The organism is Corynebacterium striatum ATCC 6940 (assembly GCF_000159135.1).
Classification (GTDB): Bacteria; Actinomycetota; Actinomycetes; order Mycobacteriales; family Mycobacteriaceae; genus Corynebacterium; species Corynebacterium striatum.
In genome coordinates, this window is sequence record NZ_GG667520.1 from 315084 (window position 1) to 329074 (window position 13991).

Genomic DNA, 13991 nt, shown 5'->3' on the forward strand with positions numbered 1-13991 from the left:
AAATTACCCGAGATTCTGAGGGAGCACTCACTCGTGTTTGAGTCACTGTCCGATCGCTTGCAAACAGCCTTGTCAGGTCTGCGTGGCAAGGGCAAGCTGACCGAGGCCGACATCAATGCCACCGCCCGCGAGATTCGTCTCGCGCTGCTGGAGGCCGACGTCTCGCTCACCGTCGTCCGTGCCTTCATCAAGCGCATCAAGGAGCGCGCCGCTGGCGCAGAGGTCTCCGAGGCGCTGAACCCGGCGCAGCAGGTCATCAAGATCGTCAATGAAGAGCTCGTTGACATCCTCGGAGGCGAGACCCGCCGCCTGCAGTTTGCCAAGAACCCACCGACGGTCATCATGCTGGCCGGTCTGCAGGGTGCTGGTAAGACCACCCTCGCCGGCAAGCTGGCCAAGCACCTGTCCAAGCAGGGGCACACCCCAATGCTGGTGGCTTGTGACTTGCAGCGTCCAGGCGCGGTCCAGCAGCTGCAGATCGTCGGCGAGCGCGCGGAGGTCGCAGTCTTTGCTCCGGACCCGGGTACCTCCATCGATTCCCATGAGCACGAGATGGGCACCTCCCACGGTGACCCAGTCGCCGTCGCCCAGGCGGGTATTGAGGAAGCCAAGCGCTCCCAGCACGACATCGTGATCATCGATACCGCGGGCCGCCTCGGTATTGATGAGACCCTGATGACTCAGGCACGCAACATTCGCGACGCTGTGAACCCAGATGAAGTCCTCTTCGTCATCGACTCCATGATTGGTCAGGACGCAGTCCAGACCGCCGAGGCCTTCCGCGACGGCGTCGACTTCACCGGCGTGGTCCTGACCAAGCTCGACGGCGACGCCCGCGGTGGTGCGGCGCTGTCTATCCGTGAGGTCACGGGTAAGCCCATCATGTTCGCCTCCACAGGCGAGAAACTCCAGGACTTTGACGTCTTCCACCCTGAGCGCATGGCTTCGCGCATCCTGGGTATGGGTGACTTGCTCTCGCTCATCGAGCAGGCTGAGGCCACCCTCGACCACCAGAAGGCCGAAGAAGCTGCCGCCAAGCTTGGCACCGGTGAGCTTACCCTGAATGACTTCCTGGATCAGATGCTGATGATCCGCCGCATGGGCCCAATCGGCAACCTGTTGAAGATGATGCCGGGCGGCAAGCAGATGAACCAGATGGCAGAGATGGTCGATGAGAAGCAGCTCGACCGCATCCAGGCCATCATTCGCGGCATGACCCCGCAAGAGCGTGAGAATCCGAAGATCCTCAACGCCTCCCGCCGCAAGCGTATTGCGAACGGTTCCGGCGTTTCGGTCTCTGAGGTCAACCAGCTCATCGAGCGCTTCAACGAAGCCAAGAAGATGATGTCCAAGATGGCTGGCCAGTTCGGCATGGGCCCAGGCATGGGCCGTTCTGCGACCAAGAAGAAGGCCAAGGGCCGCAAGGGCAAGAACGGCAAGCGCAAGCCTGCCAAGAATCGTCCACGCGGCGGCATGCCGGGCATGCCAGGAGGTATGCCGGGAATGCCTGGTGGAATGCCGTCCATGGAGGAACTGCAGAAGCTGCAGAGCCAGATGGGCGGCGGTGGAATGCCAGGAATGCCGGGCATGCCGAAGATGCCCAAGGGAATGGAAAACATCGATCTCAACAACCTCGACTTTGGGCAGGGTAAGAAGTAAATAGATTCCCACCACGAGGGGGCGGATGCGCGTTGCGTGTCCGCCCTTTTTGTCTTTGCCGGTTTGGCTCCCTAGATTTTCTACGACTAAAGTTGGATTTAAGAACTTCCGAGTCCAAAGGTCACCGAACGCGCCATGAAGCCCACCCCAGTTGTCCGCCAAGTCCACCATGACATCAACGCGAAGCCCTTCATCGCCATTTGGGAGGTAACACGCGCCTGCCAGCTGGTATGTCAGCACTGCCGCGCCGATGCGCAGCACGAGCCAGCGCCTGGACAGCTGACCACGGAACAGGGCAAGGCGCTACTGGACTCCATCGCGAGCTATGACAAACCGCGCCCCATCGTGGTGCTCACCGGCGGCGACCCTTTTGAACGCGGCGACCTCGAAGAGCTCACCGAATACGGCACCTCCCTCGGACTGAACGTGTCGCTGTCGCCGTCGGTGACACCGCGTCTCACGCGTGAGCGCTTGGAAGGGCTGCGCGCCGCTGGCGGTTGCGCATTGTCCCTTTCCCTTGATGGTGCTACCGCCGACACACATGACTATTTTCGCGGATTTTCGGGCATTTTCGACCAAACTATCAAGATGGCTGAAGCAGTCACGGACGTAGGCTATCGTCTGCAGATTAACTCCACCATCACCAAGAACAACGTCAGGGAAGCACCTCAGCTGCTCAAGCGCGTTATCGCAATGGGTGCGAAGCTGTGGAGCGTGTTCTTCCTCGTTCCCACCGGCCGTGGCACTGGTTTGGAAGCGCTGACGCCGCTCGAGCGCGAGGACGCCATGCATTGGCTGCACGACGTCTCCAATCGCGTCGCCATCAAGACCACCGAAGGCCCGCAGTATCGACGCGTCGTCATCGAAGCCCAGCGGGGAATCGAATACGAGGGCGGCGAGCTCTATAAGTTCCTCACTGAGGAAACCGAGCGAGTTCTCGGGCCCGCGGATGCCTCACATACGCGCCGCCCCCGCCCGCCGATGGCCATCAATGCTGGATCCGGGTTCGTCTTCATTGATCACCTGGGCGACGTCTATCCGAACGGCTTCTTGCCCATGCATTGCGGCAACGTCAAGGAGCAAACTCTGCCGGATATCTATGCCAATTCGCCGGTGTTTAAGAAACTGCGCGATCCTGCCCAGTGGTCGGGCAAGTGCGCGGTGTGTGAGTATGCAAGCGTCTGTGGCGGCTCGCGCTCGACCGCATTCGCGATGACGGGCGATCCTTTGGCCTCCGATCCCACGTGTGCTTATGTTCCGCTTGCATGGGAAAGGCAGAAGGACAAGCTTGACGCCGCCACCCACGTTAAAAGCAGCTAACTTAGACGGCGTCGTTGTCGAAGTAATAAGGGTAGGGAACCGGCTGAGGCGCTTCCGAAGTAGGGGACACAGTTTTCGGCGTCGAAGACTGCGGCGTGGGCTTCGGAGTTGATGATGGGGATTCAGGCGGGTCCTGCTTTTGCTTCTTGCCTTCGAGGAAGGGAGCGATAGCCTTGCGCAGCATGGGGGCTGCGGACTCGGCAAAAGCATTGCTGATGTGGTGCATATCGCGGTACACCATGGTATTTCCGATGACAACGGGGCAAGCGCCGTCCTTGTCACAGAACCAAGAAGAGGTGTCCAGGGAAATCATGTTGTCATACTCAGACAAGATCTCGGCGCCTGGATCAACAGGGGCGTAAACCTCGTCAAAAGTCATGCCGCAACCTTCAATGTCTTCGGTAGCTACGTAGCATTCATCAAACTCGCGGCCTTTACCGGCGTCATCGAAGCCCCAGGGGTTATCACGCAGACCGAGGAAAGGTATCTTCTCCTCAGCCAAGCGGTTCCAGAATTCGATGTATCCGGCTGGGACGTAGTCCGGACCTTGACCAAGCGGGCCCGAAGGGCGGGTGGTGTTGGAAATGACCAGGGCCGGCTTGGCGTCGACGATGCGGTCAGTGACCATCTCGCCCCACTTATTGCACTCAGGGGTGACTGTAAGGTCGTCGCCAAGCTCAATCGGACAGTCCTGTCGCAGCATCGGGACAATCTTGAAGTGCATTTCGCGGCCTAGGCGGTCAAGGCCAGCTATCCACTGCTCTGCGTGAGAACCGCCAACCACATAGACTTCAGTCTTTGCTTCACGGTCACCGAATGTGCAAGGTGTGCCGTCGAGGCGTGCGCTAGGCAAGTAATCCGCAGGCATGTCTTGGCCGATGAAACAGAAGGCCACAGCAGTTGGAGGCATAATGCCGCCGACCAAAATAGGGTCTGGCTTAAACTCCACGCCCTTCGGGGTGTCAGCGTTCATGGCAAATGCGGCTGCGCCTGGGTACAGCTTTGGATCGAGGTTTTCCGCATTCTCGGAGTAGATGGTGCTCATCCACATCGGTTGGATTAATAGCAGGCCAGCTACACAGGCGCTGATAAGCACACCACCAACAGCGCGCAAGGAACCAGGTGTGTGCTTCATCGATGCAATAGCGCTGTTGACTGGAAGATCATCCTTGGTCGGGCGCTTGCGAGCCTGGCGCAGAGGCTTTTCCAGGAAGCGGTGCGTGAGGTCTGCGAGGACCAAGGAAATCGCGATGATAATAATGCCCAGCCACCACGGCGGGGTCTCTAGATCCAATGCCTTTGTAGACAGGATCAACAGTGGCCAGTGCCAGAGGTAGAGCGGGTACGCGACGTCGCCAAGCCAGCGTGCCTTTGGGGAAGCCATGTGGCGGGAAATAGATCCGCCGCCACCCAAGATAATTAGGACAGCGCCGCCGAGCGGAAGCAAGGAAAGCGGTCCCGGGTAAGCGGTGGTCTCTGCGATAACGGCGCCGGTAAAAACCAAGCATACGAGGCCGAGCCCGGTGAAGAAATTGGAGAATCGAGTTGGGATATTCCACTTCGAGCCGTAAATCGCGAGAACGGCGCCGAGCGTTAACTCCCATGTGCGGGACCACGTGGAGTAGTAGTTAGCGGGCGAACCGTACAGCCCCTCGCGAGATGCATAAGCAAAGGATGCGATAGTAGCGACGATAAGAATGGGGCCAGCGATTTGATTGACAGTGGGGAAGCGCACCTGCTTGAGACGCTTAGGGTCCTCAGCTGGGCGCAGTTTCATGATGGCCGCGAGAATCAGCGCGAAAACGATGCCCATGATGTAGAACTGGCCCTGCACAGCCATTGACCACATGTGCTGCAGTGGCGAGGTGCTTGCAGAGGCGGCCGTGTAATCCGCGTTTTGCCTCGCTAGTTCCCAGTTCTGGAAGTAGAGCATCGTGGCTGTAATTTGCTGAGCCAGCTCGGTGCGCATGAGTTCCGGCGTGAAAGTGCGTACCAAGAAATAGGTGGCGCCGATAACTAGAACGAGGCTTGGTACGAGGCGCCTGAGCGTGCGCCAAATCGGCCACCATGGATTCAGGGATGCATTTGGCTTGGCGGCATAGCGAAGCTGCGAGCCCAAAAAGAAGTAGCCAGAAAGCAGCAAGAAGACATCGACGCCGCCGGACACTCGCCCGACGAATACGTGATAAATAACCACGAGTGCGATAGCGATGCCGCGAAGACCGTCTAGGTCGTAGCGGTAGCGGAAGCTGCGTGGCGAATCTTCAGTCATAATTTCTCTCAGCAGGCCGGGCAACTGCAAAAATATCTTGAATACTCTTGCATGAGACCGCCCTAGAGGAGGGCGCAGCGCTCAATCGCTTAAGGTAAGGCCTGGCAGGGTGATTGGTTAGCGTCAAACAGATTACTCTGTTGTGCGCCCAAGGGCATAACGGCTCGGCTACTTAGAGGCAGCAGTTGCTTGGGCCGTTGTGCAGATTTCTTTTTTCATTCGCATGACGCTAAAATCGTTTAGGTTGTCTGTCACGTGCTTCTTTTGAAGAAGAGTATGCACACGTGCGGATTGCATCTCAAACTTAAAATTCTGCGTAACGCCGGTACCGCCTACGGACGGCCGGCATGTCACGCGCAGGGTAAAACCAAGGGCTGAACCGGCGCACCGCTATCAGGTTGTGCGTGTCTGAACTGCCCGGTGACTAGAAAAGGAGCCAATCATGGCTGTCAAGATCAAGCTGCAGCGTATCGGTAAGATCCGCAACGCTGAGTACCGCGTCATCATCGCTGATGCACGCACCCGCCGCTCCGGCAAGGCTATCGAGAACATCGGCATCTACCAGCCGAAGCAGGAGCCTTCCCTCATCCAGATCGATTCCGAGCGCGCACAGTACTGGCTGGGCGTTGGCGCACAGCCGACCGAGCCGGTTCTCGCGCTGCTGAAGGTCACCGGTGACTGGCAGAAGTTCAAGGGCCTTCCAGGTGCTGAGGGCACCCTGAAGGTTGCTGAGCCGAAGCCTTCCAAGCTGGAGCTGTTCAACGCTGCACTGGCTGAGGCTAACAACGGCCCATCCATCGAGGCCATCACCGAAAAGAAGAAGAAGGCCAAGGAAGAGGCAGAGGCTAAGGCTGCTGCTGAGAAGGCTGCAGAAGAAGCTGCTGCTGCTGAGGCTGCTGCTGCAGAGTCCGCTGAGGCTTCTGAGGAGTCCGCAGAGTAATCTCGCTGCGCTTTTGCGTAACTAGATCTTCTAAAGGGCGCCTGTTACCTCCCGTAAAGGGGAACGGTAACAGGCGCCCCTTTGCTATCACCGTTTTAAGCGCTGGCTATTGTTTCTCCTGTCAACATTGTGAGCAGCATAATTGCCGGTGAATCGCCATCCGATTCCACCGCGTCAACCCGGTGTGGAACATAGGCTGGCAGGTGGATGATCTGGCCTGGCCGGAGGGGGACTTCTTTGCCTCCACACGTAAACAAGACTTCTCCGCGCAACGTTTGCACGGTAATCGGATGTGCGGCCTTATGGTCCGGCAAACTTTGGCCCGCGTTAAAGGTGAATAGGATGAGGTTGCCGCCATCGGCGCTCAACACGCGTTTGACGGCCGGGCGCGGGCGCTGCGCGTTTGGTTCTGGCGCCTCCGCCAGGAGGTCCAGATTGAGCATTTTCTCGCCGCGATGGCTGGCATTACCGAAGGTGGTTACGTCATTGATTGGAAGCTCTGCCATGGGCTTCTCCTTTATCTAAAAGCGGTGGTTTCATTCTCAACGTTACCCAAAAATATCGGATTTAATAAGTCTAAAATCGTATAAAATATCGTAGTTCGTGCCGTCAGTTGGAAGCGATTAAAGTTGAGCAAATGGAACTAATGATCGGCCGTGTCATCAAATCGCACGGAATCAAAGGCGAGCTGAGCGTCGAAGCCACCACCGACGAGCCCGAAATCCGCTTCGCGGTGGGCGAGGTGCTCCATGGCCGCCAAGGAAAGAAGGAACACGAACTCACCATCAAGGCAGTTCGCGTGCACAAGGGGCGCCTGCTCATTACCTTCGAGGAAGTAAAAGACCGCACCGCAGCCGATAGCCTGCGCGGCACACAATTCTTCGCCCCGCCGCTCGATGACCCTGACGATGACGGTTTCTACGACCATGAGTTGGAAGGCTTGCGCGTCATCCATGATGGCAACGACATCGGCGAGGTCACCGGGCTTACCCATGGGCCAACCCAGTCCTTACTGGAGGTGCGATTGGAATCTGGCAAGGAAGCCTTGATTCCCTTCGTTGAAGAAATCGTTCCCGAGGTCGATCTCGACGAAGGCACCTGCACCATCACTCCACCGGAAGGATTGTTGGACCTGTGAGGCTCGATGTCATTACGATTTTCCCCGCGTACTTGGACCCGCTGCGTCATGCTCTGCTGGGCAAGGCCATCGAGCAGGGCAAGCTATCTGTAGGCGTCCACGATCTGCGTGCCTGGGCTACGGATGTCCACAAATCTGTGGACGATTCCCCCTTTGGCGGCGGCCCAGGCATGGTCATGAAACCGGAAGTCTGGGGCCCTGCGCTTGACGACGTCGCCAGTGGTGCCGCGCGCACCACGGACCTGGAATCCTCCCTCCCGCACCTCAATAAGCCGCGCCACGACGACGTCGAGGGCGTGGAGGCCACCGGCTACGAGCGGTCGGTAGGGGAGGACGGCGTTGCTGAGGATCCGTCCTTGCCGCTGCTGATCGTGCCGACCCCCGCGGGTAAACCTTTTAGCCAAGCAGACGCGCGCGAGTGGTCCAACGAGGAACACATCGTCTTTGCCTGTGGCCGCTACGAGGGCATCGACCAGCGTGTCATTGACGATGCAGCGCAGCGCTACCGCGTGCGAGAAGTCTCCATCGGTGACTATGTGCTCATCGGCGGGGAGGTGGCGGTGCTGGTTATTGCTGAGGCCATCGTGCGCCTCATCCCAGGCGTGCTGGGCAATAAGCGCTCTCATGAGGAAGATTCATTCTCCGATGGTTTGCTGGAGGGGCCGAGCTACACCAAACCACGCGAGTGGCGTGGGCTGGCCGTGCCTGAGGTGCTGACCTCTGGAAACCACGCACGGGTGGATGAATGGCGCCGGCAACAGTCGCTAAAACGTACGCTGGAACGCCGTCCGGAACTGCTCGAAGTAGTTGAGCTGGATAAGAAAGACAAGAAGTTCCTGGAGAGTCTTCGCAATGGAAGTTAGTACTGACCTGTCAGTTTTGATGACGGAAAAAGAGTGGAACGAGATTCTCGACGGCATGCCAGAACAGCTGGCTGCAAACGGTTATGAGCCAGCGAATATTAGCGCTGAGGTCGTCTCTTTCACGTGTGAGCCGGATAATGTGCTCGTCAACGAGTACATGGACAAGCATGGCTCCGCGCCGGTTAGTGAGAATGTCTGGCGCGTCATCGTCAATGGAACCTCAACGTTGCCGCTGACCAAGGTGACCGCGGCAGTGGTGGACTGCCTGCCACCACACATTCTGTGGTACGGTACCTCCGAGATCGGTCACACTGAGTTCGGGTTGGGCACCGCCTGCGCGTGGCAACCATAAATCTTTAGGCCGAGCCATCTTGTGAGCTGCGGAAAGGGGAATGTTCCCCGAAATCAATCGTCGCTGGTAGTGCCTGTCTTATTGTGAAGTCATCAAAAGGAAGTTTCCTTACTTCACTCTCTCTTTACTCGATACAAGGCAGGTGCACCGCATGTCCATCCCCAACAATTTCCCTCAGGCCAACAACGGCGCTGGTTTCACCTATCCGGCAGATAACTACCTGGCACCCACAGAGCAGCGCGGCGGGATTTCAGCCGGCTTGGCAGTGGCTATTACGGCCATCGTTGGTCTTTGCCTAGCTGCAATCGTGGCGGGCGTCATGGCGTTCATGGGCAAAAGCGGCGGCTCTGATGCTGCTGCTGGTGCGGCCTCCCCAGTACCTGTCTCCTCTGCACAGGACGTCGCCCCAGTAACTGTCACTGAGCAGCGCCCAGCCACCGTGACTGTGCAGGCGCCAGAACCCGTCGCACCCGTTCAGCGCGTTACACAAGCTCCGTCCTACTCCTCTGGATACACCAGCTATCGAGCGCTCACCGGCAACACCTCGCAAAGCTTTGCAGCAAATGTTTATTCATCCTTTGTAAGCAACTACGCCGCGACCGGCTCCCCGAACGCAACGCTGAAGGTTTATTCTCCGGTTACCGGCGGCAACTACTACATGTACTGCTCCGGCACGTCCTCCTCTGTCCGCTGTTCTGGAGGCGACAACGCAGCAGTTCTCATCTACTAACGCCCTGCGAGCACGTCAAAGCATTGCGCTTCCTGGACGAGTCGCCCCGACACGAATGTGTTGGGGCGTTACTGCGTGAGGGGAAAGTAATTGAGGAGTTGGAGCGCTCATCGCTGGGATGAAAGGGCAGTGCGGTACCTTTGTTGAGTCCAGAAAATCAGCCACAAAGGTGAGGATTTCTTTTGAAGATTGCAGCTACCATTGCCGCAGAGATTGGTGTAAAGGAGTCTCAGGTTGAGACTGCTTTGACGCTTCTGGCGGAGGGAAACACCGTCCCATTCATCGCACGTTACCGCAAAGAAGCCACTGGTGGTTTGGATGATTCGCAGTTGCGCACCATTGAGGAGCGCGCGACGTACCTGCGCGAATTGGAAGAGCGCAAAGAGGCAATTTTGGCGGCTATCGATGAGCAAGGAAAGCTCACCGACGAGCTGCGTGCACAGATTCTCGCGTGCGAGACCAAGGCGCGTTTGGAAGACCTGTACCTGCCATACAAGAAGCGCCGCAAGACCAAGGCCGACATCGCTCGCGAGGCCGGCCTGGAAGAGTTGACGGACAAGCTCATTGAGAACCCCACGGCCAATCCAGAAGAGATGGCGGGGCAGTTCCTGACTGAAGGATTTGAAGACACCAAGAAAGCTCTAGAGGGCGCGCGTTCCATCATCATCGATCGCTTTGCACTCGACGCCGACCTTGTGGGTGACGTGCGCGAGCGCATGTTTAGCCAGGGCACCATGGGGGCCAGTGTAGTGGCCGGAAAAGAAGCTGAGGGCGCAAAGTTTAAGGACTACTTCGAGTTCTCTGAGCCCTTTGATCAGCTGCCTTCGCACCGGATTTTGGCCTTGCTGCGTGGTGAAAACGAGGGCGTTCTCCAGCTCAACCTGGATGCCGGTGAAGACGAAGTCTATGAGGGCATGATTGCCGAGCGTTTTGATCTTGCGGTCAAGGATTCCAAGTGGCTTTCCGACGCCGTGCATTGGGGCTGGCGCACCAAGCTCTACATCTCTTCTGGCCTTGATGTGCGCATGCGCCTGAAGGAGATCGCCGAAGAGGGCGCCTTGAAGGTCTTTGCCACCAACCTGCGTGACGTTCTCCTTGCCGCGCCGGCTGGCCAGCGCGCCACCATCGGTTTGGATCCGGGCTACCGCAATGGCGTGAAGTGCGCGGTGGTGGATTCCACTGGCAAGGTACTCGACACTGCAATTGTCTATCCGCACCAGCCACAGAACCAGTGGAGCCAGGCAGTAAATACTCTGGCCACGCTGTGCGCGAAGCACTCTGTGGATCTCATGGCCATCGGCAACGGCACCGCTTCCCGTGAGACGGAGAAACTGGCCAACGAGATCGCTGACATGCTGAAGCAGGCCGGCGGCCAGCGTCCGACGCCCGTCGTTGTCTCCGAGTCGGGTGCTTCGGTGTACTCGGCCTCCCAGTTGGCGGCGGAGGAGTTCCCAGACATGGACGTCTCCCTGCGCGGTGCGGTCTCCATCGCTCGCCGTCTCCAGGATCCCCTGGCTGAGCTGGTAAAGATCGATCCGAAGGCCATCGGCGTTGGCCAGTATCAGCATGATGTTAACCAGACCGCACTCGCTCGCACCCTCGATGGCGTGGTTGAGGACGCCGTGAACGGTGTGGGCGTGGACCTGAATACTGCTTCCGTGCCGCTGCTAGAGCGCGTCGCAGGTGTAAACGCCACCATCGCCACCAACATCGTGGCCTACCGTGATGAGAACGGTTCCTTCGCATCCCGCAAGGAACTCAAGAAGGTTCCGCGCTTGGGGCCAAAGGCCTTCGAGCAGGCAGCAGGCTTCTTGCGCATTAATGGCGGAACCGATCCGCTCGATAGCTCGGCAGTTCACCCTGAGGCCTACCCGGTGGTGGCGCGTATCGCGGAGTCCACGGGGCTCGGTGTGGCTGAACTTATCGGTAACTCCAGAGTGCTGCAGAAACTGCAGCCGGCAGACTTCGCTGACGATACTTTCGGTGTCCCCACCGTCACGGACATCATTGCTGAGCTGGATAAGCCAGGCCGCGACCCGCGCCCTGAGTTCAAGACCGCTACTTTCAAGGAAGGAGTGGACAAAGTCTCAGACCTGGTACCGGGCATGATTTTGGAGGGGACCGTCACCAACGTTGCGGCCTTCGGCGCCTTCGTGGACGTCGGAGTGCACCAGGACGGTCTGGTACACGTCTCCGCGATGAGCAATAAGTTCATCTCCGATCCGCACGAGGTCGTGCGCTCCGGGCAGGTAGTAAAGGTTAAGGTCATGGAGGTTGACGTGCAGCGTCAGCGCATCGGCCTCTCGCTCCGCTTGGATGACGAGCCCGGCCAGCCTGCACAACGCCAGGGTGGCGGCAAGCGTGGTGGCAACACTGGCAAAGGCGCCAAAGGTGGCCGTGGAGCGCGTGGCGGCCGCGGCAATTCCGGTGGACGTCCCGCCGGCGGCTCCATGGCGGATGCACTGAAGAAGGCCGGCTTCGGCAAATAAAATCTATTAAATGTTGCTTCGTGGCGCGTTAGTGCAGTGCGGCGAGTTAATGATAAGTTTGGCGAAACAAACAAAAAGGGTGGCTGCAGTCACCATGCCTTCATGAGGGAGATTTTCGCCTTGCATCAGAAACAAACACCGTTCCACGCCACGCAGCCGGCTGCCCATGCCGTGCAGGAAACGGAAGCGGAAGGGTGGCATCGCATCCTGGACTGGCGCCCGCGGAGCACACTCTCGCGGGTGCTGATTGTTTTCCTGCTGGTAGCGCCAGTCATCCTCGCAGCCACGATGATGTGGGCGATGTGGGACCCTTCCAAGTACATGCGGCAGATTGACCTGGCGGTGGTCAACGAGGACGTAGGCGTGGAAAAGCAGGGCAAGTACGTCAACTACGGCGATCAAGTAGTAGAAGGCCTCCTGGAAACTGACTACCTGAACTTCGCCGAGATGAACGCCCAGGAGGCAAATGATGGGTTGTTAAAGGGCAAGTACCTGATGGTGGTGACCATCCCAAAGGATTTCTCGGAGCAAGCGGTCACCATCATCAGCGATAAGCCGGTCAAACCGCAGATCCACTTCGCCAGCAACGACTATTACGGAACGAATGGCTCGGTGATTTCTTCGAGCCTGGTTCCGCAGGTGCAGACCAGCGTTGAGAACGCGATTTCCAAAAAGTATGCGGATCAAGTCATCGAGGGCATGGTCAAGCTCAGCGATGGCATCGGTGCCGCAGCCGCAGGCGCAAGCCGTCTTGACGAGGGCGTGGGCAAGCTGCAGGCTGGCGGCGAGAAGGCTGTGACCGGCATCGACAAGCTGGATGCCGGAGCGGGCGAGCTCAACAACGGTGCGGGGCAGCTGCACGATGGCACTGGCCGGCTAGTCCAGGGCGTAAGCGAGCTTTCCACGGGAGCGGGCCGGCTTGACGACGGCGCGAATAAGCTGGCGACGGGCTCCGATAAGTTGTTGGAGGGCACGGGCAAGCTTGGCGAAGGCGCCAGCCAAATCGAAGGCGGCGTCGGCCAGCTTACCGGCATGCTCATCCCACTCCTGCAGCAAGCACAGTCAGTGGTGCCGAGCCTCATCGGCTTAGTGGATGTGCTGCGCGGAATGGGAATGACGGACCAGGCAGACCAGCTTTCCGCTTTGCTGACGAAGCTGGATCCGGCAAATAGCAGCAACATGGTATCCCAGCTGGAGAAGCTGCGTGATGGTACGAAGCAGTTGAATTACAACTTGTCTGACCCGAATTCCGAGTACCTAGGTGGCATGCTCAAGCTCAACCAGGGCACGCATCAGCTGGCGGAGGGAACCGGCCAGCTGAAAAGTGGCGTGGGCAAGCTATCGACCGGTGCCGTGCAGCTGAATGAAGGCGCGGGACGCCTGGCAGAGGGCACCACGAGCCTCAAGGATGGTACCGGTCAGTTGAAGAGCGGCGGTGCCCAATTGAAAGACGGCATCGATAGGCTCAAGGATGGTTCGGGTCAGCTCGCCACGAAGCTGGGCGAGGGCGCTGAGAAGGCCCCGCGTATTACCCAGCCGGACGTGACCTCACAGAATATGGCGGTGCCGATCAACTTCACTGAATCCAACGTCCATCCGGTGCAGACCGGCGTTAGTGCCGTCGACCCAACCAAGAAGGAAATCGCGGGCGGCGTCTCGATGCTTCTGGTGCTCGTCTTTGGCTTCCTAGCCATGCTGCTGCTCTCTATGACCCTGCCTTATTATCTGCGTGGCATTTTGCCCGCATTCGCGCTGGTTAGCGGAATCAACTTCTTGTTGTTGCTGGGTATGGCGCTGATGTCCACGCTTATGGGTTGGCACCCGGCAAGCTGGCCGATGATGCTGGGAGTGCTCGCAGCAATCGCGATGGTGGGCGCTGCCACCTACCAGCTGCTGCTGGTGACCTTCGGGCGCAGGATTGGCGCCATCTTCGCGGTCGGCGTTTTTGCTATGGGCGTCATGGTCTTCGGCGGCGTGTGGCCCACGGCGGCCATTCCGGCACCGCTGCGTTTGCTGCATCCATTGCACCCGATGACCTATGCCAAGAATGCCTTCACCCGCGCCACCGATGGCATTCATGACGGCACTTTCGCCGGCGGCATCGTAGTCTTGCTCAGCGTCACCGTCTTGGCAGTAGCCGCCAGCTACCTCATCTTCCGCGCACGCCACCACGGTACCGCGCGCCTATTGGACGAGCACAAGGTCATGACAGCGGCCACGGCTTAAGC

Annotated in this window: 11 protein-coding genes; 9 read left to right on the top strand and 2 right to left on the bottom strand. The window is 58.7% G+C overall.

Annotated features, from left to right (window positions below; translation table 11 throughout):
* Window positions 1-33 precede the first annotated feature (33 nt).
* Both ffh and HMPREF0308_RS03740 read left to right on the top strand, forming a co-directional pair.
* Window positions 34-1659: a signal recognition particle protein gene (gene ffh, locus HMPREF0308_RS03735; RefSeq protein WP_005528857.1), complete on the top strand. Its 1626-nt coding sequence runs from the start codon at window positions 34-36 to the stop codon at window positions 1657-1659.
* Between the two features lie 135 nt (window positions 1660-1794).
* A complete protein-coding gene (locus tag HMPREF0308_RS03740) occupies window positions 1795-2979 on the top strand; it encodes a TIGR04053 family radical SAM/SPASM domain-containing protein (RefSeq protein WP_005528859.1) in 1185 nt (394 codons plus the stop codon).
* Window position 2980: 1 nt separating this feature from the next.
* Here the strand turns inward: HMPREF0308_RS03740 and HMPREF0308_RS03745 are convergent, their stop codons facing one another.
* Entirely contained in the window at window positions 2981-5251 is a 2271-nt protein-coding gene (locus HMPREF0308_RS03745) for an acyltransferase family protein (RefSeq protein WP_005528861.1), read from the bottom strand.
* A gap of 442 nt (window positions 5252-5693) precedes the next feature.
* On the opposite strand from HMPREF0308_RS03745, the gene rpsP reads away from it, so the two are divergent.
* Window positions 5694-6191, top strand: coding sequence for a 30S ribosomal protein S16 (gene rpsP, locus HMPREF0308_RS03750; RefSeq protein WP_005528863.1), 498 nt, complete (start codon window positions 5694-5696; stop codon window positions 6189-6191).
* A 95-nt stretch (window positions 6192-6286) separates the two neighbouring features.
* Here the strand turns inward: rpsP and HMPREF0308_RS03755 are convergent, their stop codons facing one another.
* Window positions 6287-6697, bottom strand: coding sequence for a cupin domain-containing protein (locus HMPREF0308_RS03755; protein WP_005528866.1), 411 nt, complete (start codon window positions 6695-6697; stop codon window positions 6287-6289).
* 131 nt (window positions 6698-6828) lie between these two features.
* Between HMPREF0308_RS03755 and rimM the strand changes: the two genes are divergently transcribed.
* The 6 genes from rimM (at window position 6829) to HMPREF0308_RS03785 (ending at window position 13989) form a co-directional block, all read left to right on the top strand.
* A complete protein-coding gene (gene rimM, locus HMPREF0308_RS03760; RefSeq protein ID WP_034656817.1) occupies window positions 6829-7329 on the top strand; it encodes a ribosome maturation factor RimM in 501 nt (166 codons plus the stop codon).
* Window positions 7326-8192 (top strand): tRNA (guanosine(37)-N1)-methyltransferase TrmD, encoded by an 867-nt coding sequence (gene trmD / locus HMPREF0308_RS03765; protein ID WP_005528869.1) that lies wholly within the window; start codon window positions 7326-7328, stop codon window positions 8190-8192. Before rimM ends, trmD begins: the two co-directional genes overlap by 4 nt.
* Complete coding sequence (locus HMPREF0308_RS03770) at window positions 8182-8544, top strand: hypothetical protein (protein ID WP_005528871.1); 363 nt, start codon at window positions 8182-8184, stop codon at window positions 8542-8544. Before trmD ends, HMPREF0308_RS03770 begins: the two co-directional genes overlap by 11 nt.
* A 151-nt stretch (window positions 8545-8695) precedes the next feature.
* Window positions 8696-9274, top strand: a complete 579-nt coding sequence (locus tag HMPREF0308_RS03775) for a hypothetical protein (RefSeq protein ID WP_005528873.1) — start codon at window positions 8696-8698, stop codon at window positions 9272-9274.
* A gap of 182 nt (window positions 9275-9456) precedes the next feature.
* Window positions 9457-11763, top strand: coding sequence for a Tex family protein (locus tag HMPREF0308_RS03780; protein ID WP_005528875.1), 2307 nt, complete (start codon window positions 9457-9459; stop codon window positions 11761-11763).
* Between the two features lie 102 nt (window positions 11764-11865).
* Window positions 11866-13989, top strand: coding sequence for a YhgE/Pip family protein (locus tag HMPREF0308_RS03785; RefSeq protein WP_005528876.1), 2124 nt, complete (start codon window positions 11866-11868; stop codon window positions 13987-13989).
* Window positions 13990-13991: the final 2 nt, after the last annotated feature.